This is a genomic window from Actinomadura rifamycini DSM 43936, from assembly GCF_000425065.1.
In the GTDB taxonomy this organism is placed as follows: Bacteria; Actinomycetota; Actinomycetes; order Streptosporangiales; family Streptosporangiaceae; genus Spirillospora; species Spirillospora rifamycini.
Genome location: NZ_AULB01000007.1, coordinates 178,512 through 202,968 on the forward strand (window position 1 = coordinate 178,512; position 24,457 = coordinate 202,968).

The following is a 24,457-nucleotide window of genomic DNA, read 5'->3' on the forward strand; positions in this document are numbered from 1 at the left end:
TCTCCAGTGTCGTCGCGCCGCGCCGGCTCGGCCACGGAGCGACAGTCCCTGGCTGAGCCGGCCGGAGTGTGGTTCCCCGGTGCGGTGCGTCAGGATCCGCTCAGGGACGGGCAGGTGTCGCGGTAGTCGATGCCGGGCGGGACGTACTGGGCCCATTCGGCGCGCGTGAGCGTGCGCCCGGCGATGGTGCAGGCGGTCGCCGCGGGGTCGGCGGGCATGGCGATGTTCCACCGCCGCACGGTCGCCGCCCCGTCGCTGGTGGTCAGGACCGCCGCGTCCGGGTCGAAGGACATGGCGGCGACCCGGTCGGCGTGGCCGGTGAGGGGCGCGCCGATCTGGCTCTGCCCGGTGACGTCCCACAGCCTGACGACCCCGTCGTCCCCGCCGGTGGCCAGGGTCTCCCCGTCGCGGCTGAAGGCGAGGGAGGTCACCCGGTCGCTGTGCCCGGCGAGGGGTGCGCCGATCTGGCGCCGTCCGCGGACGTCCCACAGCGTGGTCGCGTCGGCGGCGCCGATGGCGAGGGTCCGGTTGTCGGGGGCGAACGCCAGGGCGGCGACCGTGCCGGTGAGCCCGCTGATCGGCGGGTCGAGCTCCTCGCCGTCGGCGACGTTCCAGAGCCGGACGGTCCGCCCGATACCGGCGGCCAGTGTCGTGCCGTCGGGGCTGAAGGCCAGGGCGGTCACCTGCTCGCCGGAGGTGAACAGCGGCCCGTCACCGATCGGTGCGCGCGCGTCGAGGTCCCACAGCTGCACCCTGCCGTCGGCGGGCCGGTCGGGCGCATGGACCAGGTGGCCTCTCCCGGCGGCCAGGATCCGCCCGTCCGGGCTGAGCGCCATCGCGTTGACCACGCCGCCGGGGCCGTCGTCGAGGACGGACCAGCGGCGGGCCGCCTGGTCCCAGAGCTTGATCCGGGCTTCGAGATCGGCGACGGCGAAGGCCCCGCCGCCGGGGCGGACCACGATCGGGTCCGCGTCCGTCCGCCCGTTCGCGTCGGACGGCGCGGGGACGGGAGGCCGCGTCTGCTTCCCGGTGCCGACGTCCCACGTCCGGAAGGCGTCCTGCCCGCCCACCGCGGCGAGGGTGACCATCGTCCGCCGGTCCGGGGAGAACCCGTGCCGGTTGAGGCCGTCGCGTTCGTCCGGCGGTACGGGGTCGAAAGGACGGCGGTCGGGCTGGTGCACGGTGACGTCCCACAACCGCACCGTGTTCCTGGAGAAGTCGTTCGCGGTCAGGGAGACCACGGTGTGCTCGCCGGCGAACGAGACGATCTTCGCGTCGTCCCCGGAGTCCACGGGGAGAGTGCCGAGGCGCGCGCCGGTGGCGGTGTCCCGCAGCTGGGTGCCGATGAACACGGCGCGTCCGTCCGGGCTGAACGGTCCCACGTCCGGGGCCAAGGACGTGCGGATCGGCTTGCTCCGCTGCTTGCCGGTCCGGGCATCGTAGAAGCGCACGTAGGTGTCGTAGTCCTCTCCGGACTCCGCCGTGACGACGGTCCGCGCGTCCGGGCTCAGCGCCACCGCCGCCCCTTCGACCGGGAAGGACGCCGTGCGCTCGCCGGAGGCCAGATCCCACACCCCCAGCTCGCCCGAGACCTCACCGGTCGCCACCGCCGTGGCGTCGGGGCTGACCACGGTGAAGGTGCCGTAGTCGCTTTCCGCGGCACGCACGACGGGACCGCGCCGGCGCAAGGTCGTCCCGACGTCCCAAAGAGCGATCTCCGCGCCGTCGTTCACGGCCGCGCTCTTCCCGTCTGGAGCGAACACCACCGAACCGGGACCGGACGACACGGGCAGTTCGCCCAGCGGCCGGCGGGTGCGCACATCCCAGAACCGCACCGTCCCCCGCACGTCGCCGTCGGCCCAGGTGCTGCCCGCCGCGCTCTCCTCGTCGGCCGCGGCGCCCGCCAGCGTGCGGCCGTCCGGGCTGAGCGCCACCATCATCGGGACGTCGGAGCCGTCCCCCTCGAACAGGCGGAGGAAGCCGCCCGCCCGGCGGTGCCTCCGCACGTCCCACAGCCCGATCGTGCCGTCCTTGTTGCCGATCGCGAGCAGCCGTCCGGCACGGTCGGCCGCGACCGCCCGGGGATCGCCCCGGTATCCGTTCAGGACGCCGCGGGCGGGGTGCGTGACGATGTTCAGCAGCGCCGCGCGGCTCTCGGGCGTCTCGCGGATGCCGTGGGCGGCGACGGCCAGCAGGGCCGCCTTGTCCGGGGCGGTGGCGCCGAACTGCCGGCTCTGCGCGGCCAGTTGCCGCGAGGCCGCGATGTCGCGCTGGTCCACGGTGGTCCGCTGGGCCCGGATCGCCCATCCCGTGGCCGTCAGGGACACCAGCGTGGTCACCGCCAGCACGGCGGCGGCGGCGCGGGTGCGGCGGCCCCGCGCGGTCCGGGCGCGGGTGCTGGCGTCCAGCAGGCCGCGCTCCAGCCGGTTGAGGGAGGGGCCGCTCCCGGCGGCGGTGGCCCAGCGGACGGCCTCGTCCAGGTGCGCGCCGGTCAGCACGTCGCCGCGGCGCCGCCCGTGGTCGGCCCAGGTGCGGGCGGCCTCGCGGACGCGGTGGTGCACCCGCAGCCCGTCCCGCTCGTCCTCGGCCCAGTCCCGCAGCCGCGGCCAGGCCCGCAGCACCGCCGGACGCGCCAGGACGACCTGGTCGCCCGCCACGACCAGCAGCGGCTCGAAGGCCCGCACCACGTGCTCCAGCGCCCGCGCCTCGTCGGGGCGCTCCCGGTCGGACAGCTCCGCGAGCGCCACGGGACGCGTGGCCAGGCTCCCGTCCTCGCCGGGGACCACGCACCGCAGGAACACCTCCGGGACCAGGCCCTGCTCACGCGGCGGCAGGGCGGCGTAGACGTCCTCGGCGACCTTGCCCAGCGCCGGGTCCCCCGGTTCCCACCGGGACCGCAGCCCCGCCTGCGCGGCCCCGGCGGCGACCAGGTCGTCCGGACCGCCGGGCCCCTCGCGCGGGTCGCGGGTGAGCGCCGCCAGGACGGCCCGCGCGGACGGGCGCGCCAGCGGGTCCTTCGCCAGCGCCGCCTCCACCAGCGGGCGCAGCGCGTCGGGCAGCGCCGCCAGGTCCGGGTGGTGGGTGCGGATCCGGTGGGCGATCTCCGGCAGCGTGCCGCCCTGGAACGCGTGCTCGCCGGTGGCGGCGAACACCATGATCGCCCCCCAGGCGAACACGTCCGCCTCGGCGCCGGCGCGCCGCCCCGCGTACACCTCCGGCGCCATGTACCGCAGCGTCCCGGCGAACGCCCCCTCGGTGGCCGAGTGGGTGTCCAGCACCCGGGCGATCCCGAAGTCGATCAGGCGGGGGCCGTCCGGGCCCAGCATCACGTTGCCGGGCTTGAGGTCGCGGTGCACGACCTTGGCCTGGTGGATGGCCGTGAGCGCGGTGGCGATGCCGATCCCGAGGCGGTGCAGATCGTCCCCGGCGAACCGGCGCCCCGGCCGTCCGGCCGCGCCCTTGACGGTGCCCTGCAGGCTGAGCCCGTCGATGTACTCGCTGACGATGTAGGGCCGCGGCGGCTCCAGCCGCACCTGGAGGATCCGGGCGGTGCAGAACGAGGCGACCCGCTGCGCCGCCCGTGCCTCGGCGGCCATCAGCGCCAGCTCCCGGGGCGCCTCCTGCGCGCCGTGCAGCACCTTGACCGCCACCCGGGTCCCGTCCGGCCCGTAGGCGTCGTAGACCACGCCCTGCCCGCCGGCGCCCAGCCGCCCCGCCAGCCAGAACTCACCGATCCGCTCGGGATCCCCCGCCTCAAGCCGATCCGACATCCGATCATCCCGTCCAGCGCGTCCCCGGCGGCGGCGAGCCGCCCCCGCCGTCACGATCAGTAGTCGATCGCCACCCACTACGACGCCGCACCCCGCCCCCGAGTTCGCCACGACCGCCACGGAGAGGCGCGACCGCCCCCGACGCCCGGCGGTGTAGACGACCGCGTCAAGCCGTCCGACGCCGGACGCCGCCGATGCCGGCGGCGGCACCGGTGATCAAGCCGGCCTGTGCACCACCGCCACCCGCCGATAGGGCAGGGCTCGGGGGCTGTTTCTGGGGTTGTGGCCGGGTGTGGCCCCTGTCAGGGGGATGTGTCGCTCGTCGGCGCCGCGCGACGTACGCTGCCTCTGCGCATGCGGTCGGTCGCCCTGCGTGCTCGCACGTCTGTGGCGGTCGGTGCTCCCGCTGTGTGCGCGATTACCGGGCGCGAGCAAAGGAGCGAACGCGTGCATCAGATGTCCAAGGGCGCCAACATCGACCTGCCCGGGCCGTCCACGGCGACGGGTCCGGTCACCGTCGCGTTGAGCTGGATCGATCCGTCCGGTGCAGGCGAGGCCGACGTCTCGGTGCTCTTGGTCGGCGAGAGCGGCAAGGTCGGGGGCGACGCCGACTTCGTCTTCTACAACCAGCCCGCGACCGCGGACGAGTCGGTGCGGCTGCTCGGCAAGACGCCGACCGCGACCGGCAGCGAGGACCGGATCCTGGTCGACCTCGGTGCGCTGCGGCCCGACGTGCACCGCGTCGTCGTGGCCGCCAGCCGTTACGCGGGGGCGACGTTCGGCGCGCTGGACGATCTGCGGCTGACCGTCTCCGGCGGTGCGGGAGACGCGCTGCTGGCCTTCGACATCGGGGACGCCGACCGGGAGACCGCGTTCATCTTCGGCGAGCTGTACCGCAGGGGCGGCGGGTGGAAGTTCCGGGCGGTCGGCCAGGGCTATGAGTCCGGGCTCGCGGGGCTGGCGTCCGACTTCGGCATCAACGTCGACGACGGCGACGAGGGGACCGACGAGGGGACCGGCGGGGCGCCCGCGGAGGCGGTCGGCGCGCCCGTCGGCCCGGCGCCGCCCGAGGACGCCCGCCCGAAGCGTGTCCGGACGGCCAAGCGGAAGACGACCGTGCGGAAGGCGGCGAAGGTCGACCTGGCGGAGCATCCGTCGTGGCAGCACGCGCGGCTGTTCCCGGTCACCGGGTTGCGCAACGACCAGGAACGCGAAACCCGCGCCACCGCCACCCTGCTGGCCGTGATGGCGCAGGTCCCGGAGTTCGGCCGCCGCCTGACCGCCCGGTTCAACGCCCCCGCCGGGACGATCCAGACGTTCGCCGAGACCTCCTTCAAGCACGGTGACGGCAAGGTCCGGCCGGACGGCGTGCTGCGCGTGGCCCGGGCCGGACGGATCTGGACCGCCCTGATCGAGACGAAGACGGGCGGCAACCCGCTCAAGGCCGACCAGGTGGCGGCCTACCTCGAGGTGGCGGCGCGGCAGGGTTACGAGACCGTGATCACCCTGTCGAACGATCTCGCGCTGGACAACGAGCATCCGCTGAACGTCGACAAACGGCTGCTGCGCAAGGTGGCGCTGCGCCACCTGTCGTGGGCCGAGGTCGCCCACGAGGCGGAAATGCTGTGCCTGCACGACGGTGTGGCGAATCCCGTCCACGCGTGGCTGCTCGGCGAGCTGCTGCACTACCTGCGGCAGGACAACGCCGGCTGCCAGGGGTTCCGGGACATGGGCGCCGCGTGGGTGCCCGTGCGCAACGCGGTCACCGCGGGCACGCTCCGGCTCGGGGACCGGCGCGCCATGCAGGTGGCCGAGAGCTGGGAGAAGCTCGTCCGGCAGCTGTGCCTGCGCCTCGGCGGACGGACGGGCCTCGCCATCGCGCCCGTGCTGCGCAGGCGGCGCGACGGGGACGCCTCGGTACGCCGCCTGCAGACGGTGACGTCGCTGGTGGAGTCGGGACGCATGAGCGCCGAGATCCGCGTCCCGAACGCCGGCGGGCCCGTGCTGCTCGAGGCCGACCTGCGCACCGGCCAGATCGAGACCACCGTCGAGATCCCCGCGGCGGCGCGCGCCCGTCCCCTGACGCGCGTCCAGTGGCTGCTGCGGCAACTGGCCGGCGCCCCGCCGGAGCTGCGCGTCGAGGCCCTCGCCCCCGGACAGAAGACGGGCCCCTGCGACCTGCTGAAGAACCTCGTCAGTGAGCCGGGCCTGCTCGTCCCCGGCGACGCGCGGCAGATCGGCGCCTTCCGTCTGACCCTCGCGACGGGCCTGGGGACCAAGCGCGGCACCGAGGAGGCCGGCTTCGTCCGCAGTGTCGACACCGCCATGGACCGCTTCCACCAGGAGATCCTCCAGGTGCTGAAGCTCGACTCCGCGCCCGCCGAGGGGAAGAGCGGCGGGGGTCAGGGGTCGGGGGTGTAGGGGGTGGCTTGGAGGGTGAAGAGGCGAGCGTAGTCGCCGTCGGCGGCCATGAGGGTGTCGTGGGTGCCGTGTTCGGTGATGCGGCCTTCGTTGAGGACGACGATGAGGTCGGCGTCGCGGACGGTGCCGAGGCGGTGCGAGATGAGGACGCTGGTGCGGTCGCGGCGGTGGCGGCGGAGGGACGTGTGGACGGCGTGCTCGGCCTCGGCGTCGAGGCCGGAGCTGGGCTCGTCCAGGAGGAGCAGGTCGCGGTCGCGGCGCAGGAGGGCGCGGGCGAGGGCGAGGCGCTGCCACTGCCCGCCCGACAGGGCGACGCCCGCGCCGTCCTCGCCGCCGAAGATGCGGCTGAGCATCGTGGCGTAGCCGTTCGGGAGGGCCTCGATCGCGTCGTGGACGCCGGCCTGCCGTGCGGCTTCCCGGATGCGGGCGCCGTCCTGGACGGCGAGGTCGCCGAGGCCGATGTTGTCGGCCGCGGTGAGGTCGTACTCCATGAAGTCCTGGAAGACGACGCCGATGCGTGCGCGGAGTTCCGCGGGGTCCATGTCGCGCAGGTCGACGCCGTCCCAGGTGATCGAGCCCTTGTCCGGGTCGTAGAGCCGGCAGAGGAGTTTGACGAGGGTGCTCTTGCCCGCGCCGTTCACGCCGACGAGGGCGACGCCGCGGCCGGACGGGACGAACAGGTCGACGCCGCGCAGGATCCAGGGGTGCTCGTCGCCGTAGCGGAACCACACGTCGCGGAACTCGATGCCGTGCCGCAGGGCCGGGACGGGACGGCCCGGACGTGCGGGCATCGCTGGGGGCGCGGTCACGACCGCCGAGTAGTGGCCGAACATGAGCAGGGCGTTGTGCGCGTCGGCCCACCGGTCGATGACGGACGCGAGGGCGGCCTGGACGCCCGCGACCGCGGCGACGAACACGGTCACGTCGCCCGGGGTGAGGCGGCCCGCGGCGGCTTCCCGGACGGCCCAGACGAGGCCGCCGCCGGCGACGGCGGCGCCGAGGAGGGCGAGGAGGGACTGGCCGCGGAGGGTGGTGAGGTCGATCCGGCGTTCGGCGTCGTTGGTGGCGCGGATCTCGGTGAGCATCCGGGTGCGGAAGTGGTCGCCCAGGCCGAACAGGCGCGTCTCCTTCGCGGCCTCCGGCCGGGTCAGGAGCTCCCCGTAGAAGACCTCGCGCCGCATGCCGGGGCTGATGCGCCACATCGTGCGGGCCCGTTCGCGGCTCAGCCGGAGCTGGATCGAGATCGCGGGGAGGGTCGCCAGGAAGATCACCCCGACGAGGAGCGGGTTGATCACGAGGAGGGTGCCGACGAAGCCCGACATGGTGATGAGCGCCTGGGCGATGGCGAGGGCGCCGCCGATCAGCCGGTCGGGGGCGTGCTGGCTGGACTCGTGCGCCAGCCGGAGGCGGTCCTGGAACGCGGGGTCCTCGAGGCGGCGCAGGCCCGCGTCGGCGTTGACGGCGCCGAACAGCCGGTCGACGGCCAGGGCGCGGACGGCGCGGCGCAGCTGGGCCTGCGCGTAGGTGGAGGCGTGCGGGACGAGGACGACGGACAGCCCGCACGCGGCGAGCCCGGCGGCGAGGAGGGTGAGGGCGCCCGGGTCGGCGCCGCGGGCGAGGCCGTCCAGGACGAGTTTGGTCAGCCACGCGGTGGCGACCGGGGCCAGGCCGGCGAGGACGGCGAGGAGGACGGACGCGGCGGTCGCGCCCGGGTGCGCCCGCCACGCCAGCCCGGCGACGGCCCCCGCGCGCCTCACGTACCGGCCGGCACGGGCAGCCCGGACGGTTCGAGCGCCGCGGCGGTGACGACCGCGTCCGGCCCGACGACGTAGAAGCCGGGGAAGGCGGGACGTCCGAACGCGGCGGCGACGGGGCCGTGCGGCGGTTCGACCACGACGGTGGCGAGGGGGGACAGCGTCCCGGCGTACGGTTCGGCGTCCCCGTCCGCTTCGACGACGGCCAGGACGCGGGCCCCGCGGACGCGGTCGGCGAACTCGGGCAGCCGCTCCCGGCAGGAGGGGCACGTGGTGGAGAACAGGCCGACGATCGTGGGTTCGGTGAAGAACGCGCGGGACACGGCGGTGCCGTCGAGGGCGGTCGCGGTGAACGCGCCGAGCGGGGTGCCGGGGGGCGTGAACGGGACGGGCGGCGCGGCCGGGTGCTCGCGGAGGCGGCGGACGACCGCCAGGATCAGGACGAGGTCGAAGACGCTGAGGAGGCCGACGAAGACGACGCCCGCGACGAGGTATGGCAACGGTGGTCCCTTGGTGGCCCTGGCCGCGTCATCGGGGAGCGGGCGCGGTCAGGAGGTCGGTCAGTTCGTCGAGGAAGACGAACACGAGGGTGAGGACGCCCGCGCACGCGACGGCGACGGCCGCTCCCCCGGGGTGCACCGGGGCGGCCGCCGGGTGGGCGGCGAGGCCGGCCGCGGCGACGGCCGCGAGCGCGAGGTTGCGGACGACGTGGACGCGGCCGACGGGGGCCGTCCCGGTGCCGAAGCAGCGGCAGGCGGCGGGGCGGCCGGCGCGGAGCGAGCGGTGGACGGCGGCGGCGAACGCGAGCAGGACCGCGCCGGCCAGCGCGAGGCCGGCCGGCGCGGTCCGCGCGGTCGCCTGGAGGGCGGCGGCGGCCGCCTCGGCGGCCACGACGGCGACGGCCGTCGCGGTCGCCGGGAGGCCGGGCGCCAGCCCGGGCACCGAGCGCCGGAACTCCGCGAACGCCGTCCGGCCGCGCAGCTTGCCGACCACCGCGACGAGGAAGACCGCGGCGATGGTGCAGCGTGCGGCCAGCGCGACGTACTGCATGGCGTCGGTGCCCCGGTGCCCTAGCGGCAGTAGGTCTTGCCGGCGTACATGCAGCAGCGCATGCCGGTGTCGGTCCACCAGCAGGGCTCGGCGCGGGCGGTGGTGGTGGGCAGGATCCGACCGAGAATCCGGTCGCCGAGGCGGTTGACTGCACGGATCATGAGGGGTCCTCCTCCGGTCGTGCCGGGGCTAGCCGGCCGGCGGGGTGTCGGGCGGCGCCTCTCGGAGGTGATCGGCGCTCGCTGCCCAGAAGCTAACCCCGGTGATCATCTCCGGCAAGGGACCGTTCCCGGCGCGGAGCGATCTTGTGGAGTGTGCGCTCAACGGCCCCCGCCGGTTGGTGGGTTTTCGCCATGGGACGGGCGTTGACCGGGCCCCGGCGACACGCTCAAGCGGCGCACCACCACACCCAGTAGCCGGTCGCCCGGGTAGGGCCCGCGGTGGCGGGAGTCGACGCTGTCGGGATTGTCGCCGAGGACGGCGAGCGCCCCGGCGGGCACCGTGCCGTCCGGTCCGGGGACGCCCGGGGGGAGCGGGTCGCCGGGGAGGGCGGCGACGCGCTTGACGTTCCAGGTGCGGCCGTCGGGGCCGGGCGGGCCCGGCAGGCGGGTCGCGTCCGGGGGCGGTTCGAGGACGACGACGTCCCCGCGGCGGACGCGGTGCAGGGGCCGCCGGCGGACCAGGACGCGGTCGCCGTCGTGCAGGGCGGGGGTCATGCTGGTCCCGCCGACGGTGACGACCACCAGCCGCCCGCGCGCCCATCCGAGGGCGGCCAGCGCCGCCGCGACGGCGGCGGCGACCGGCACCAGCCGTCTCCGTGAGATCGACATCCGGCTCATGGCCGACAGATCGTAGCCCGCGCGGCCGGACCGGCGCCCGCAGCGCCGGGCCCCGGTCGGGCCGCGGGGTCAGTTCGCCCAGGTGATGGGGCTGTCCTCGTAGGCGTCCTCCTCGTAGGCGGCGCCGGCGACGGACCCGCCCGCGCGCGCCGCCTGGAGCCGGCACGACCGGTACTGGGCGCCCGCGGCGGCGAAGGCGTCGTCGGGGCGGCCCCGGTCGCAGCCGGGGATCGTGCCGATGACGACGGCGCCGGTACCGCCGCCGCCGGGGCCGACGCCGGTCAGCAGCGGCGCGGAGCTGCGCGACAGGTCGGTCCCGCCGACGTTCTCCACCGTGTAGCGGATGTAGAACGGCGTCATCCCGGCGGCCTTCGCGCCGAACCGCTGCTGGAACGCGGCCTGGTCGCCGGGCTCGATCGCGGTGACCGTGATGCCGAGCATGCCGGTCGTCCCGGCCCGCTCGTACGGGACGACGGCCCGCTGGCCGATCCGCAGCTTCGTGCCCGGCGGGGTGGCCTGCGCGCTGCCCGCCGCGGGGGCGGGGTTCTGCGGGGCCGGGTTCTGGGGTGCCGAGGTGGCCGGGGCGGGCTGCGCGGGCGGCGGCGCCGCGTCCGGCTCGTCGTCGGAAGAGGGGAACACGCACCCCGTGAGCAGCAGCGCGGCGCCCAGCGCCGTCACCGGGCCGATCAGTTTCCGCATGGCTTTCCCTTCGCGTTCGATCAACTTCGTGGAACCTTTTCGGCGGCGCGCCCATCTCTTCTGTATAAGCGGTACACAGAAGAGGAGGGGTCCGCGTGATGGAGACCGTCTTCGACAGTGCGGACCTGCCGCCGGCCGACCGCTTCGGCTGGTGGCGCGAGTGCCTCAGCAACACCCACGCGCCCCTGGAGATGACCAGCGCGCACGCGGACGGCTTCCGCGTGCGGCAGCGGGTGCTGCGGCTCGGCGCGGCGACCGTCTGGCCGGCGGCGTTCCAGCCGATGGTCTGCCGCCGGACGCCGCGGCTCATCCGCCGGTCGGACCCGGAGACCTTCCACCTCTCGCTCGTCCTGCGGGGGACGGCGGGGGCGTCGTGGGGGAAGAACGAGGTGACCTACGGGCCGTCCGACCTGCACGTCCAGGACAGCTCGCGCAGCTGCACGACCTGGGCGGACGGGGCCGGCACCATCAGGACCGTCGGGCTGGAGGTCCCCCGGTCCATGCTGGCGGTGCCGCCGCACCTGGCCGACCGGATGATCGGCGCCCCGCTGCCCGGCGGGTCGGGGATCGGCGGGCTGCTGTCCGGCTTCCTGGCCCGGCTCGCCTCCGACGCCGGCGCCTACCGGCCGTCGGACGCCTCACGGCTCGGGACGATCCTCCTCGACCTGGTGTCGGCGCTGTTCGCGCACACCGCCGAGGCCGAGCGCGAACTCGTCCCGGAGTCCCGCGGGCGGACGCTCGTGCTGCGCGTCCGCGCGTTCATCGACCGGCACCTGCAGGACCCGGACCTGTCCCCGAGGTCCGTCGCGGCCGCCCACCACATCTCCGTCAGCTACCTCCACCGCGTCTTCCAGGCGGACGGCACCACCGTGGCGGGCTGGATCCGGCACCGCCGGCTGGACCGCGCCCGCCGGGACCTGGCCGATCCCGCGCTGCACGGCGTCCCGGTCGGCCAGATCGCCGCCCGCTGGGGCTTCTCCCACCCCGCGGTGTTCACCCGCGCGTTCCGCGCCGCCTACGACGTCACCCCCAGCGAGTACCGCCGGAGCGGCCCGGGACTCGATCGGGCGTAGCCGTCCGGCCGGTGTCGTCTCGATCACGGTGCCCCAGCATGGCGGCCGCGCGGGTCCCGCGGTTGATCGCGCGTGCACAGCCGCTTGACCGAGCGTCGACGGCGCGACGGCGGCGCGCGGCGTCGGTGCCCGGTGCTAGCGTCCGCACGCATGATCGATTCGGCGACGGACGAGGACGTCCTGGAAGTCCCCCGAGGGTGGCGGCGGCACGTGCATCCGCGGCGCGGCGGGTGGCCCGCGCAGCGGGTCGCGGTGGCCGCGCTGGACGAGGCGGAGCTGCGCGCGGAGCACGCGAAGGCCGTCGAGGAGGCGCTGGCGCACCCGGGAACGGATCCGGCGTTGGCCGCGGCGGGGCGCCGCCACCTGGCCGGGGACACGAGCCCGCTGGGCGCGGCCGTGGTCGCCGCCGTCCCGGAGTCGGACATCCATGCCGGCGGGATGACCGTCCGGTTCGTGGACGCGTGGGTCACGACGTACGGGCTGCCGTTCGCCGTCCACGCGTTCGTCGAGCGGTGCGACCTGGCGCCCGGCTCCTACGGCGCCGCGCACCACGGCCTGGCGGGCGAGGCGGCGGGCTTCGACGAGTACCGGCTGGCGGACGCGGCGAAGCGGCTGCGCGCGCTCCTCGCCGCGGCCCCCGACACCGAGTACCGGGAGGCCGTCGCGGTCCTCGGCGGGCTGCGGACGTCGCCGCGGCGGCGGATGCTCGGCGCGTACCTCGCCCCAACCGAGTCGGCGTGGGTGGCCGAGTGCTGCGCCGAGCCCGACGCGGTGCCGCGGACGATGCTGCTGCGGTCCCTGGGGTCGGCCGAGCACTACGCGATGCTGGGGCCGGAGCGGCGGATCTCCGTCGCCGACTGCTACCAGATCGAGAACCTGGTGACGCTGGCGGAAGGCGCGGGCCCGGTGATCGCGCCCTACCTGGCGGAGGCGTTCGACGAGCACCACGACAGTCCGCCGCGGCGCAAGGCGCTGCTCGACGTGCTGGGGCGGCTGCCGACCGACGAGGCGTTCCGGCTGATGCTGGAGCGCGCCGGGAACCGGCACATGGGCGCCGCGCTGCGGGAGACGATGGAGCGCTACCCGGTCCGCGCGATCCGCGTCCTCGCGTCGGCCCCCGGCGCCCTGGCCGCGGAGCTGCTGGACGAGCATCTGCGCGGGCACGCGGACCTGGTGGAGCGCGTGCTGCCGGAGCTGCCGGAGGACGTCCGGAAGGTCGTCGGGACGGCGGCGGAGGACGGGGTCCCGGAGGCCGCGGCGGACGACCTGCCGCGGCTGCTGGCCGATCCGCCGTGGGCCCGCCCGAAGCCGGACCCGGTCGTCCTCGAAGGGCTGCCCCTGCCCGGTGAGCGGTCCATGGTGTGGGGCCCGGGCGAGCGCGGGGAGTGGCTGCGGACCGCGATCTTCTTCCCCTACCCCGACAGCTGGCACAAGCCGTCGAGCGAGCGCGGGTGGGGCGAGGTGGCCCAAGTTCCGCCCCCGCAGGAGCGGGCGGAGCGGTGGGACCGCTTCGCCGCGGCGTTCGCGGCGGGCGAGGTCCGGGAGGACGTGTCCTGGCTGGCCGGGCTGTTCGCGATGGGGCCGGAGGACGTGGTCCGCCCCCTGCTGCGGGACTGGACGCCGGGCAAGTGGGAGCGTCCGGGCGGCTACTGGAGCCCGGAGACCTGGCTGAGGGTGCTGATCGCCCGGTTCGACGCCGACGCGCTGCCGCTCGCGCTGCGGTTCGCCCGCGCCAAGCCGGCGCGGGGCGCGGAGCTGCTGCTGCCGTACCTGGACGGCGACGTCGCGGACGCGATGGCCGGCTGGCTGCTGCGGACGAAGTCGGCGCGCGGCGCCGTGCTCGCCTGGTTCGAGCGGCACGGGGCCGGAGCGGCGCGCCACCTCGTGCCGGTGGCGCTCGGCAGCCCCGGAAAGGCCCGGGAGGCCGCCGAGCACGCGCTGCCGTTCCTGGACCGGGAGGCGGTCGCCGAAGCCGCGCGCGCCCACGGGGAGCGCGCCGTCGAAACCGTGGAGGCGCTCCTGGCCTCGGACGAACCGACCCGGCGGAAGATCCCCGCGTCGCTCGGCGTGAACGCCGCGGTGCTGCCGCAGGTGCTGCTGCGGGGGCGGGAGCGCGCCCTGCCGCAGGAAGCGGTCCGGACCCTGCTCACCCTGCTGGCGATCTCCGAACCGGACGATCCGGCCCCCGGCCTCGCGGACGCGCTGGACGCCTGCGACCCCGACTCCCTCGCCGAGTTCGGCTGGGCGCTGTACAAGCACTGGGGAGAGAAGGGCGGGCGGCCCGAGCACGCCTGGCAGTTCACCGCGCTCGGACGGCTGGGCGACGACCGCACCGTGCGCACGCTCGTCCCGCTCGTCCGCGCCTGGCCGGGGAGCGGCGGCCACCACCTCGCGGTGCGCGGCCTGGACGTCATCGCCATGATCGGGAGCGAGCTCGCGCTGCGCGAGGTGCACGGCATCGCGCAGACGGTGAAGTACAAGGGGCTGCGCAAGCACGCGCAGGAGAAGGTCGAGCAGATCGCGGCGGCGCGGGGGCTGACGGCGGAGCAGCTCGGCGACCGGCTGGTCCCCGACTTCGGGCTGGACGCGGCGGGCTCGCTCGTCCTCGACTACGGGCCGCGTCGGTTCACCGCCGGGTTCGACGCGTCGCTGCGGCCGTACGTCGTCGACGCGAGCGGGAAGGTCCGGGCGAACCTCCCGAAGCCGGGCGTCCGCGACGACGCCGAACTCGCGCCCGCGGCCCACCGCCGGTTCGCCGAGCTGAAGAAGGACGTCCGCGCGGTCGCCGGGGTGCAGCTGCGGCGGATGGAGCTCGCGATGGCGACGGGCCGCCGGTGGAGCGCGGACGAGTTCCGCGAGTTCTTCGTCGAGCACCCGCTGATGTGGCATGTCGCGCGGCGGCTCGTGTGGATGGCCGAGCACGACGGCACGGGCCGGGCGTTCCGGATCGCCGAGGACCGCACGTTCGCCGACGCCGCCGACCGCGCGTACACGCCGCCGGACGGCGCCGCGATCGGCATCGCGCACCCGGCGCGCCTCGGGCCCGCGGTGCGGAACTGGACGCGCCTGTTCGCCGACTACGAGATCGCCCAGCCGTTCCCGCAGCTCGACCGCGAGGTGCACGCGCTGACCGCGCCGGAGCGGGCCGGTGACCGGCTCGCGCGCTTCGAGGGGACGCCCGTCCCGGTCGGGAACGTGCTCCGGCTGGAGCGGCGCGGCTGGCTGCGGGGGCCGGTGAACTCCGACGGCGGGATCGAATGCCTCGTCCGCCCGGCGGGGAACGGGCGGTACGTCGTCGTCACGCTGGATCCGGGGCTGTTCGTCGGCTACGTCACAGAGTCCGGGGACCAGAAGATGGAGGCGGTGTGGATCGGCACCGACCCGGAACCGGGCTGGTCCTCGCACACGCGCCGCGAAAGGGAGCGGTGCGCGTTCGGCGAGCTCGATCCGGTGACCGCCTCGGAGGTGCTGGGCGACCTCACGGCCGTCCTGGCCTGAGGACGCGGGGACGGGGACGGGATCGGGTTTCGCGGGACGCGGGGAGGCACGGGTGCGGACGAGTCTGCGGCGGCTGCTGGCCGAGGAGCCGGCCGACCCGGAGGTCGTGGCGGAGGCCCGGCGGCGCAAGGAGTCCGCGCTCATGGACTTCGCCGTCGGGCAGAGCACGGTGGCGTCCTGGCTGTACAGCAAATGCCACCACCACATCCCGACCGCGACAGTGCCCACGGCGGCGGTGGCGGCCGTCGGCGGTGGCGGCCGTCCCGTGCTCAGGGCCGCAGGACCAGCCGGATCGGGTCGCCTTCCTTGCTCGCGAGGCGCTCGACGGCCTGCGGCGCGTCGGCGAGGGGCAGGACGTCGCTGACGGACTCGGCAAGGTCGAGGCGGCCCTGCTCGACGAGCCGGACGAGCTGCTCGACGTGCTCGGGTTCGGAACCGTAGTGCCCGAGCACCTGCTGCCGCAGGTAGCTGAACAGGGTGTCGTGCGCGATGGTGACGGACCGTCCGCTCAGGCCGACCAGGACGAGCCGCCCGTCCCGGCCGAGCACCCCGAGCGCCTGGTCGCGGACGGCGGAGACGCCCGCGAAGTCGAACGCGACCGCGAGCCCGCGGCCGCCGGTGGCGGCCCTGACCCGGTCGCCGAAGCCGGCGTCGCCCGGGTCGAGCGCGACGTCGGCGCCGAACCGCAGGGCGCGCTCCCGGGCCGCTTCCACGGGGTCGATCGCGATGATGGGGGCGGCGCCGAGCAGGCGCAGCAGCAGGACCGCGTGCGCGCCGAGCCCGCCGAGCCCCCAGACGCCCGCGGCCTCGCCGGGCCGCGTCCGGGCGGTGGTGCCGACGGCGGCCCACGGGGTCGAGACGGCGTCGGGGATGACGCACGCCTGCTCGAACGGCAGCGCGTCGGGGATCGGGACGACCGTCCGCTCGGCGGCGACGGCGAACTGCGCCCAGCCGCCGTCGTAGTCGACGCCGCGGGTGCGGATCGTCCCGTCGGGGTCCTCGTCGCCCGCCAGGAGGAGGACGCGCCGTCCGGGGGCGAACCGGGTCGCGCCCTCGCCGGCGGACTCGACGACGCCCGCGACCTCGTGGCCGAGCGTGACCTCGTCCCCGCCCAGGTAGAGCGGGCTGAGCGTGCCGTCGATCAGGTGCAGGTCGGACAGGCAGACGCCCGCGGCCTTGACCGCGATCCGCACCTCCCCGTGCCCCGGCTCGGGCACCGGGACCTCCTTGACGGCGAACCTCCGGGTCCGCACGTCCAGCCGTCCGGCCAGCATCTCCGCCATCTCCCCCGACCTCCGTGCGCCGCGTGCTCCGACGGGCCCGTCGTACCCACCGGCCGGACCCCGATGCGGGACGGGCCGGGCCGGGGCCTCGGGGACGGCGCGGGGTCGGGTCGGCGGGGTCGGGGGCGGCGGGGTCAGGCCGGCGGGGTCAGCATGCGGGTGACGAGCATGTGCAGGTGGGCGCGGAAGCGTTCGACGGCGGCGGTGTCGCGCGGCCCGGTCCCCCGGCCGCCCAGCCGCTGCTGGCCGTCCTGCCGGTCGGTGGAGATGAGCCCGCCGCTCAGGAACCCGTAGACGCACCACACGGTCGTCCACACCACGTGGTCGGGGTCGATGCCGGGCGGGACCAGGGGGCGGACGGTGTCGACCACCCGCGTCGCCAGCGGCCTCGTGTAGTAGTCCTCCAGGCCGGGGACGTCGGCGGCGTCGCCCATCCAGCGGTGCATCCACAGCCCGAGGATGTCGGTGCGCTCGACGTAGAAGTCCAGGTAGGAGTCCACGAGCCGCAGCACGCTCGGCATGTCGGGGGTGAAGGCGGCCAGCGCCGGCTCCAGCGCCCGCCGCTCGGCCTCGTCGGCGCGCACGAACACCGCCCGGTACAGCTCGCCCTTGTTCTCGCCGACCGCGCGGACGTCCGCGACATCGACCCCGGCGGCGTCCGCGACGAGCTGGAGGGACGTCCCGTCGTACCCCAGCTCGGCGAACAGGCGCATGGCCGTGTCGAGCAGCCCGTCCAGCTCAAGTCGTTCCACGGATATCACTTTACGTGATCAGTCGGTGACGTAATGCACGGCGCCTGTTGGACGCCCCGCTACCGCGGGCGGCGCCGGTCGCGGTCGGCGGGCGGCGCGGTGAGCCCGGCGGTGACGAACGCGATCACGGTGCGGGTCTCGGGGAGGGGCGCGGCGGGCGCGTCGGCGGGCGCGACCGCGCGCCCGTAGATCTCCAGGAGCAGCGTGAACGCCAGCCGCCACCGGTCGGCGACCTCGCGGACGGTCAGGTCCGGGAGCGCGCGGCCGAGCATCACCTCGAACGGCGCCTGCCCGAACCACGGGGAGCTGGCGGGCAGCCGCGACGCGGCCAGCACCGACCGGGCCAGCAGATGGCAGAGCATGCGGCCCTTGCCGGTGCGGACCAGCTCCTCGAACGGCTCGACGATCGCGGCGACGAGGTCCGCGACGGCGAACGGGGCGCCGCCGTCCTCGCTCGCGGCGGACCGCTCGGCGATGCCCTCCAGCCGCTCCCCCCACAGCGGCAGCAGCTCCCGCTCCAGGAGCGCGGTGACGAGGCCCTCCCGGGAGCCGAAGTGGTAGTGGACGGCGCCGGGGTTCAGCCCCGCCTCGGCGTTGATCGCCCGGACGGACACCTGATCGGCGTCCTTGGCGAGGAACAGCCGCTCGGCGGCGTCGAGCAGCCGGTCGCGGGTGGAGGTCGGAGCAGGGGCCATGCGCACATTGCACCACACCTGCTGCAATCACAAATCAATCAGTGATTGAATAGTGTGAGCGATTTGACCGACCGTGAGGAGATCGGGCATGGGAACCTTCGCCGTCACCGGAACCGCGTCGGGCATGGGCGCCGCCACCCGGGACGTCCTGGTCAAGGCCGGGCACACCGTCATCGGCGTCGACCTGCGCGACGCGGACGTCATCGCCGACCTCGGCACCGCGCAGGGCCGCGCGTCGGCCGTCGCGGAAGTCCTGGAGCGCTGCGGCGGCACCCTCGACGGCGCCGCGGCCATCGCGGGCGTCGGGCCCGACATGCCGGACTCCGCCGCCGTGATGTCGATCAACTATTTCGGGCCGGTCGCCGTGCTGGACGGCCTGCGCCCCGCCCTCGCCCGCTCCGGCGCGGGCCGCGCCGTCGTCATCGCGTCGAACTCCGCGACGACCGTCCCGATGATCGACGACGCGCTCGTCGGGCACGCCCTCGCGGGCGACGAGGACGCCGCCCGCGCGCGGGCCGAGGAGGCCGCGCGGGAGGTGCCGGCGGAGCTCGCCGAACTCGCGCCGCCGTCGATCGTCGCGTACGCGTCCTCGAAGTTCGCGCTGGCCCGCTGGGTGCGCCGCACCGCCGTCGTCCCCGAGTGGGCGCGGCAGGGCGTGCTGCTCAACGCGATCGCGCCCGGCGCCGTGCTGACCCCGCTGATGACCGGCTCGACCGGTGCCGACGCCGACTTCGACCCCGACCGGTTCCCCACCCCGATGCCGCTCGGGATCTTCGGCGAGCCCGAGGACATCGCGTTCTGGGTCCACCAGTTCCTCAAGCCCGAGGCCCGCTTCACCACCGGCGCCGTCCTGTTCGTGGACGGCGGGACCGACGCGGCGATGCGCCCCGACGCGCAGCCGACCGCGTGGCAGCTCTGACCGTGCAACTCTGACCGTGCAGCTCTGACCGCCTGGAGGCGCACATGACCACCCCGGACGTCTTCGAGCCCGCCCGGCTGGGCCCGCTGACCCTGCGCAACCGCACGATCAAGGCCGCGACCTTCGAGGGCATGACGAAGGGCGCCCTCGTCACCGACGACCTCGTCGGGTTCCACCGCGCGCACGCGGCCGGCGGCGTCGCGATGACGACCGTCGCGTACTGCGCGGTCGCGCCCGACGGGCGCACCGAGTACGACCAGATCCACTGGCGCCCCGAGGCGCTGCCCGGCCTGCGCCGCCTCACCGACGCCGTGCACGCCGAGGGCGCCGCCGCGTCCGCCCAGATCGGGCACGCCGGACCCGTCGCGAACGGCCGCTCCAACGGCGTGCCGTCGATCGCGCCGAGCAGATCGTTCAACCCCATGTCGATGCGGATGACGCGCGCGGCGACCCGCGCCGACATCGAGCGCCTTACCCGCGCCCACGCGGACGCCGCCCTGATGGCGATCGAGGCCGGGTTCGACGCCGTCGAGATCCACCTCGGGCACAACTACTTCGCCAGCTCGTTCCTCTCCCCGAAGCTCAACAAGCGGACGGACGAGTACGGCGGCTCGCTCGCGAACCGCGCGAAGGTCGCGCTCGGCGCGGCCCGCGCCGTCCGCGAGGCCGTCGGCGACCGCATCGCGATCCTCGCCAAGCTGAACATGGACGACGGCGTGCCCGGCGGGTTCTGGCTCGACGAGAGCCTCCAGGTCGCGACGTGGCTCCAGCAGGAGGGCACCGTCGACGCCCTCGAACTCACCGCGGGCAGCTCGCTGCTCAACCCGATGTACCTGTTCCGCGGGGACGCCCCGGTGCGCGAGTTCGCCGACACGTTCACGCAGCCGCTGAAGCTCGGCGTCCGGCTCGCGGGCGAGAAGTTCATCCGCGCGTACCCGTACGAGGAGGCGTTCCTGCTCGACAGCGCCCGCCAGTTCCGCGCGGCGCTCGACCTGCCGCTCGTCCTGCTCGGCGGCGTCACCGAGCGCGCCACGATGGACCTCGCGATGGCGGAGGGCTTCCAGTTCGTCGCGATGGGCCGCGCCCTGCTGCGCGAGCCCGACCTGATCAACCGCATCCAGGCCGACGCGTCGACGAAGTCGCTGTGCATCCACTGCAACAAGTGCATGCCGACGATCTTCAGCGGCACGCACTGCGTGCTGGCGTGAGCGGCGGCGCCGGGCCCCGCCGGGGCCCGGCGCCGGCACGTCAGCCCGCGGCGGTCGGGACCGTCACGGTCGCCGCGTCCACCGTGATCCAGCCTGCGGCGCGCTGCTGGTTGAACACCGCGCTGTTCGGGATGATCTGGAGCTTCAGCTCCGAGCCGGGACGCAGCCGCCACACGACGTCCTCCAGGTCGATCGTCAGCCGCCGCGCGGTGCCGTCCAGCGTGACCGGCACCGGGGTCACCATCCCGTTGACGACCTGCGGGTCGCCCTCGCCGAGCGGCGGGATCACCGACGCGGGCAGGTCGCCCGGCACCGGGACGCTCGCGTCGACCAGCTGCGCGTAGACGGACGTCTTCGCGTTCGTCGCCCGGCCCTTGTACCGCATCGTCAGCTTCGGCGCCCCGACCAGCACCCCGCCGTCCGGCGCGTCGACCGGGACCTCGATCGCGTTGCGCGAGTACCCGCCGGTGAACATGGCGCCGGAGTTGTCGGCCGGGCTGAACAGCGTCGTGCCCTCGCCCGACCCGCGGGCCGGCTTCGCCGCCGGGGGCGGGAACGCCGCGGCGGAGTGCCGGGCGCCGGTGTTGTCCGGGTACGTGAACTCCGGGCCCGTCCGGACGCTCCGGTCGCCGCGCAGGTACCGCTGGAACCACGCGAGCGTCGCCTCGCGGTCGACGGACGCGTCGTGCTCGGCGTCCATGCAGTTCGCGTGGCCGCCGCACGTCCACACCATCTTCACCGGGGCGCCGTTCGCCTTGACCTTCCGGTACCCGGCGACGGCGTGGCTCACCGGGAACAGGGTGTCGGTGACGCCCTGGACGAACAGCGTCGGAATGTCGATGTTCTTCATCAGGAAGTCGGGGCCGTGCTCCCGCATCCACTGCTCGTCCGGCTTCGTGACCGTCCCGGTCGCCAGCGCGCGCAGGCAGATCGACGAGACCCGCGGGTGGAACCGGTTGCCGTTCTGGAGGCCCGCCGAGCACAGCCCGAACGCCCACCCGGCCTTGATCGTCCGGTTGGGGTACAGGGCGTCGTTCAGCGAGTGGTACGTGTAGCCGGGGACGATCACGTCCACGCGGTCGTCCATCCCGGCCGTCACGAGCTGGATCGCGCCGCCGTAGCTGCCGCCCGCCATGCCGAGCCGCGGGTCGCCCCGCCCGTCCAGCTTCGCCTCGGGCTGCCGCGCGATCCAGTCGATCAGTTTCCGCATGTCGCGGCCCTCGGCCTGCGGGTGGTCGATCTGCACCGCCCCGCCGGACCCGAACCCGCGCGGGTTCCAGGTGACCACGTTGTACCCGGCGTCCAGCAGGTAGCCCAGCTCGCCCGACTCGGGGTCGGTCGCACCGCGCCCGCCGAACCCCGACCCCAGCAGGACGGACTCCGCGCGCTCGCCCTTCGCCAGCCCGGGCGCCGGGAAGAAGTTCGTGACGATCTTCGTGCCGTCGAACGACGCGACCTCGACCGTGCGCCGCCCGGACGCCTCGTCGGCGGCGGCGGGCGGGGCCGCGAACGCGGCCGGCAGCAGAACGGTTCCGGCCGCCAGGGCCGCGATCTTGGAGCGCATGCCGGAAACCTAATGAAATTCAGATTTCGCGTCCAGACACGAAACCATCTCATTTCCGGGCCTGCAGTACGGTCGGGCCCGTGACGACCCAACGCAAGCCGCGCGGCCCGTACCGCAAGGGCGTCCGGCGACGGGAGCAGATCCTCGACACCGCGCTCGAGGTGTTCGCCCGCCGGGGCGACGCGTCCCTCCAGGAGATCGCCGACCGCGTCGGCCTGTCGCAGGCCGGGGTCCTGCACTACTTCGGCTCCCGCGAGGAGCTCCTCCTCGCCGTCCTGCGCCGCCGCGACACCCTCGACCTCGCGGCCTGCGCCGAGTCCGGCGGCCCCGGCGAGGCCGTCGCCCGGACCGTCCGGCACAACATGGACCAGCCGGGCCTCGTCCGCCTGTTCGTCGCGCTGTCGTCCGCCGCGACCGACCCGTCCCACCCCGCGCACGGCTTCTTCGCCGACCGCTACCGCGACCTCACCGCCACGATCGCCCGCGGCCTGGAGTCGGGCCGCCGGGCCGGCACCGTCCGCGCCGACGAGGACGCCGAGCACCTGGCCCGCCTCCTCGTGGCCGTCTCCGACGGCCTCCAGCTCCAGTGGCTCCTCGACCCTTCGGTCGACATGGCGGCCCTCATCGAGACCTTCGACCGCCTCTGCACGCCCCCACCCACCGAATGACCGCCGGGCGACGGGCGTCCGGAATCACTCCGGTTCGGCGTCCCCGAGTTGCCGCGGGTCGCGGAGGGTGGTTTTGAAGTGGGGGCATTCGACGAGCGGGGTGTGGGTGCAGGTCGATGCGTGGTGGAGGCTGTCGCGCATGCGGGTGAGGCGGGCGATGTCTTCCTCCAGGGCCCGGGCCTTGTCGGCCATGCGGGCGCGCAAAGCGTCGTCGCCGGGCGTCGCCCGCAGGAAGCCGGCGATCTCGGCGATGGTGAACCCCGCGCTCCGGGCGCAGGAGATGAGGGCGAGGCGGTCGAGGACGTCCGGCCGGTAGATCCGCCGCAGCCCGTTGCGTCCCGCCGGGGAGATCAGCTCGCGCCTCTCGTAGAACCGCAGCGCCGACGCCGTCAGCCCGGACCGTTCGGCAACCTCGGAAATGTCCAGCAGCGTCCCGCCCATCGCTCCTCCTTGACTTGAACCGCGGTTCAAGTTACAGGCTGGCCGCCATGCAGATCCACCACCTCAACTGCGGGTCCGTCCGGCAGATCGAAGCCACCTACCGGGGCCCGGCTCCCGCACACGCCGTCAACCACTGCCTGCTGGTCGAGACGGACTCCGACGGGCTGGTCCTCGTCGAGACCGGCCTGGGCCTGGACGACGTGCGCGACCCCGCCGGCACCCTCGGCGCCGACTGGGTCCAGCTGGCGGAGCCGGTACTGGACGAGCGGGAGACCGCCATACGGCAGATCGCGGGGCTGGGCTACTCGCCCGACGACGTGCGCCACATCATCGTCACCCACCTGGACGTCGACCACTGCGGCGGCCTGCCCGACTTTCCCGCCGCCCGCGTCCACGTCCTGGCGGCCGAACTCGACGCGGCCGCCCGCCAGGCGCCGAGCTTCCGGTACCGCCCGGCCCACTGGGCACACGACCCGGACTGGGTCGCCTACGCCACCGACTCGGGCCCCGACTGGTTCGGTTTCGTCTCCCTGCGGCCCGAGGGGCTCGGCCCGGAATTCCGTCTCGTCCCGCTCGGCGGCCACACCGCCGGCCACACCGGGGTCGCCGTGCACGACGGCGACCGCTGGCTCCTGCACTGCGGGGACGCCTACTACTACCACCGGGAACTCGACCCCGACCCGCACCCGCACCCGGTCCTGGACCTCGTGCAGACCAGTTCGGAGACCCACCGCGACCTCAGGCTCGGCACCCAGGCCCGGCTCCGCGAACTCCTCCGCCGGCACGGCGACCAGGTCGAGGTCTTCAGCGCCCACGACCCCTGGGAACTCGACCGCTACCGCACCCCGGCCCCGTGAGCGGGGGCGTGCCCGCGCGCGGGGGCGCGGGCCTGCCGCGGCCGGTCAGGCGCCCTGGAGGTGGAGGGCGGCGGCGTCCGCTCGGCCAGTCGGCGCACATCGGGCATCGCTCACCGGAGCATGCCCGCGCGGTGGGCGGGCGAATCAGGGGATGCGGGCGGCGGCGCAGTACATCGAGACGTCCTCGACGCTGGGGCGGTGCCGCGGCGGGAGGTCGGGGCGCCATTCGACGACGTTGGCGACGCCGGGGTCGACGAGGTCGAGGCCGTCGAAGAATCGGGTGAACTCGGCGCGGGTGCGGAGGCTGAACGGGACGCCGCTGAGGCGGTTCGTCTCCACGGCCTCCTCGTACTGGCCGGGCGTGAGGTGGTCGCCGGTGGCGTGCGTGATGACGACGTGGCTGCCGGGCGGGAGGGCGCCGACGAGCCGCGCGACGAGCCCGTACGGGTCCTCGTCGTCGGAGACGAAGTGCATGATCGCGACGAGCATCAGCGCGACGGGACGGGTGAGGTCGAGGGTCGCGGCGAGTTCGGGGGCGGCGAGGATCTTCTCCGGCTCGCGCAGGTCCGCGTCGATGTAGGCGGTGCGGCCCTCGGGCGAGCTGGTCAGCAGGGCGCGCGCGTGGACCAGGACGACGGGGTCGTTGTCGACGTAGACGATGCGGGACGCCGGGTCGATCGCCTGGGCGACCTCGTGGACGTTCCCGGCCGACGGCAGCCCGGTCCCGATGTCGAGGAACTGGGTGATCCCGGCGTCGCGGGCGAGGTACCGGACGGCGCGGGCCATGAACTTGCGGTTCTCGCGGGCGGCGAGGGCGACGGTGGGGAAGCCGGACGCGACCGTCTCGGCGGATTCGCGGTCGACCGCGAAATTGTCCTTGCCGCCCAGCCAGTAGTTGTAGCGGCGCGAAGGGTGAGCCTTCGTCGGATCGATCCCCGGTGGAACCGGTTCCATGGGCGCCTCCCG

At 74.9% G+C, this 24,457-nt stretch carries 20 protein-coding genes; 7 read left to right on the plus strand and 13 right to left on the minus strand.

Translation table 11 applies throughout. The features are described from left to right. Positions 1–89 precede the first annotated feature (89 nt). Positions 90–3,770 (minus strand): WD40 repeat domain-containing serine/threonine protein kinase, encoded by a 3,681-nt coding sequence (locus H505_RS0103455; RefSeq protein ID WP_026400848.1) that lies wholly within the window; start codon positions 3,768–3,770, stop codon positions 90–92. Between the two features lie 456 nt (positions 3,771–4,226). Between H505_RS0103455 and H505_RS0103460 the strand changes: the two genes are divergently transcribed. Then, entirely contained in the window at positions 4,227–6,191 is a 1,965-nt protein-coding gene (locus H505_RS0103460) for a TerD family protein (protein WP_245592440.1), read from the plus strand. Here the strand turns inward: H505_RS0103460 and H505_RS39640 are convergent. The 6 genes from H505_RS39640 to H505_RS0103495 form a co-directional block, all read right to left on the minus strand. After that, positions 6,173–7,948, minus strand: coding sequence for an ABC transporter ATP-binding protein (locus tag H505_RS39640; protein WP_051300153.1), 1,776 nt, complete (start codon positions 7,946–7,948; stop codon positions 6,173–6,175). The two genes, H505_RS0103460 and H505_RS39640, sit on opposite strands and share 19 nt — an antisense overlap. Beyond that, the gene (locus H505_RS0103470) at positions 7,945–8,445 is read right to left on the minus strand and encodes a thioredoxin domain-containing protein (RefSeq protein ID WP_026400850.1); all 501 of its coding nucleotides are present in this window, start codon (positions 8,443–8,445) and stop codon (positions 7,945–7,947) included. Before H505_RS0103470 ends, H505_RS39640 begins: the two co-directional genes overlap by 4 nt. 28 nt (positions 8,446–8,473) lie before the next feature. Then, positions 8,474–8,995: a MauE/DoxX family redox-associated membrane protein gene (locus H505_RS0103475; RefSeq protein WP_026400851.1), complete on the minus strand. Its 522-nt coding sequence runs from the start codon at positions 8,993–8,995 to the stop codon at positions 8,474–8,476. Between the two features lie 20 nt (positions 8,996–9,015). Continuing rightward, complete coding sequence (locus H505_RS50510; RefSeq protein WP_169528792.1) at positions 9,016–9,156, minus strand: hypothetical protein; 141 nt, start codon at positions 9,154–9,156, stop codon at positions 9,016–9,018. Between the two features lie 159 nt (positions 9,157–9,315). Next, positions 9,316–9,825 carry a S26 family signal peptidase gene (locus tag H505_RS39645; protein WP_084549864.1) on the minus strand — a complete coding sequence of 170 codons (510 nt, stop codon included), beginning with the start codon at positions 9,823–9,825 and terminating at the stop codon, positions 9,316–9,318. A gap of 78 nt (positions 9,826–9,903) precedes the next feature. After that, complete coding sequence (locus tag H505_RS0103495; RefSeq protein ID WP_051300157.1) at positions 9,904–10,533, minus strand: hypothetical protein; 630 nt, start codon at positions 10,531–10,533, stop codon at positions 9,904–9,906. A gap of 98 nt (positions 10,534–10,631) precedes the next feature. Between H505_RS0103495 and H505_RS0103500 the strand changes: the two genes are divergently transcribed. After that, on the plus strand, positions 10,632–11,606 hold the full coding sequence (locus H505_RS0103500) for a helix-turn-helix domain-containing protein (protein ID WP_034516506.1): 975 nt from the start codon (positions 10,632–10,634) through the stop codon (positions 11,604–11,606). A gap of 150 nt (positions 11,607–11,756) precedes the next feature. Continuing rightward, positions 11,757–15,104, plus strand: coding sequence for a DUF4132 domain-containing protein (locus tag H505_RS0103505; protein ID WP_051300159.1), 3,348 nt, complete (start codon positions 11,757–11,759; stop codon positions 15,102–15,104). A gap of 269 nt (positions 15,105–15,373) precedes the next feature. Here H505_RS0103505 and H505_RS0103510 read toward each other — a convergent pair whose 3' ends face one another. The 3 genes from H505_RS0103510 to H505_RS0103520 all read right to left on the minus strand — a co-directional run bounded on the left by H505_RS0103510 (position 15,374) and on the right by H505_RS0103520 (position 17,834). Further along, positions 15,374–16,387: a zinc-binding dehydrogenase gene (locus H505_RS0103510; RefSeq protein WP_026400856.1), complete on the minus strand. Its 1,014-nt coding sequence runs from the start codon at positions 16,385–16,387 to the stop codon at positions 15,374–15,376. Positions 16,388–16,521: 134 nt separating this feature from the next. After that, a complete protein-coding gene (locus H505_RS0103515) occupies positions 16,522–17,139 on the minus strand; it encodes a TetR/AcrR family transcriptional regulator (protein ID WP_051300161.1) in 618 nt (205 codons plus the stop codon). Positions 17,140–17,198: 59 nt separating this feature from the next. Next, positions 17,199–17,834: a TetR/AcrR family transcriptional regulator gene (locus H505_RS0103520; protein WP_026400858.1), complete on the minus strand. Its 636-nt coding sequence runs from the start codon at positions 17,832–17,834 to the stop codon at positions 17,199–17,201. A gap of 88 nt (positions 17,835–17,922) precedes the next feature. Between H505_RS0103520 and H505_RS0103525 the strand changes: the two genes are divergently transcribed. Together H505_RS0103525 and H505_RS0103530 are read left to right on the plus strand one after the other, a co-directional pair. Beyond that, a complete protein-coding gene (locus tag H505_RS0103525) occupies positions 17,923–18,753 on the plus strand; it encodes an SDR family oxidoreductase (protein WP_026400859.1) in 831 nt (276 codons plus the stop codon). A gap of 44 nt (positions 18,754–18,797) precedes the next feature. Then, positions 18,798–19,961, plus strand: a complete 1,164-nt coding sequence (locus tag H505_RS0103530; protein WP_026400860.1) for an NADH:flavin oxidoreductase — start codon at positions 18,798–18,800, stop codon at positions 19,959–19,961. Between the two features lie 40 nt (positions 19,962–20,001). Here H505_RS0103530 and H505_RS0103535 read toward each other — a convergent pair whose 3' ends face one another. Next, the gene (locus tag H505_RS0103535; RefSeq protein WP_026400861.1) at positions 20,002–21,525 is read right to left on the minus strand and encodes a CocE/NonD family hydrolase; all 1,524 of its coding nucleotides are present in this window, start codon (positions 21,523–21,525) and stop codon (positions 20,002–20,004) included. 80 nt (positions 21,526–21,605) lie between these two features. Between H505_RS0103535 and H505_RS0103540 the strand changes: the two genes are divergently transcribed. After that, positions 21,606–22,193: a TetR/AcrR family transcriptional regulator gene (locus H505_RS0103540; protein ID WP_026400862.1), complete on the plus strand. Its 588-nt coding sequence runs from the start codon at positions 21,606–21,608 to the stop codon at positions 22,191–22,193. 24 nt (positions 22,194–22,217) lie between these two features. On the opposite strand, the gene H505_RS0103545 is transcribed toward H505_RS0103540, so the two are convergent. Then, positions 22,218–22,634, minus strand: a complete 417-nt coding sequence (locus H505_RS0103545; RefSeq protein WP_026400863.1) for a MerR family transcriptional regulator — start codon at positions 22,632–22,634, stop codon at positions 22,218–22,220. A 47-nt stretch (positions 22,635–22,681) separates the two neighbouring features. Between H505_RS0103545 and H505_RS0103550 the strand changes: the two genes are divergently transcribed. Next, a complete protein-coding gene (locus H505_RS0103550) occupies positions 22,682–23,491 on the plus strand; it encodes an MBL fold metallo-hydrolase (RefSeq protein ID WP_034516508.1) in 810 nt (269 codons plus the stop codon). A gap of 144 nt (positions 23,492–23,635) precedes the next feature. On the opposite strand, the gene H505_RS0103555 is transcribed toward H505_RS0103550, so the two are convergent. Next, on the minus strand, positions 23,636–24,445 hold the full coding sequence (locus H505_RS0103555; protein WP_026400865.1) for an SAM-dependent methyltransferase: 810 nt from the start codon (positions 24,443–24,445) through the stop codon (positions 23,636–23,638). Positions 24,446–24,457: the final 12 nt, after the last annotated feature.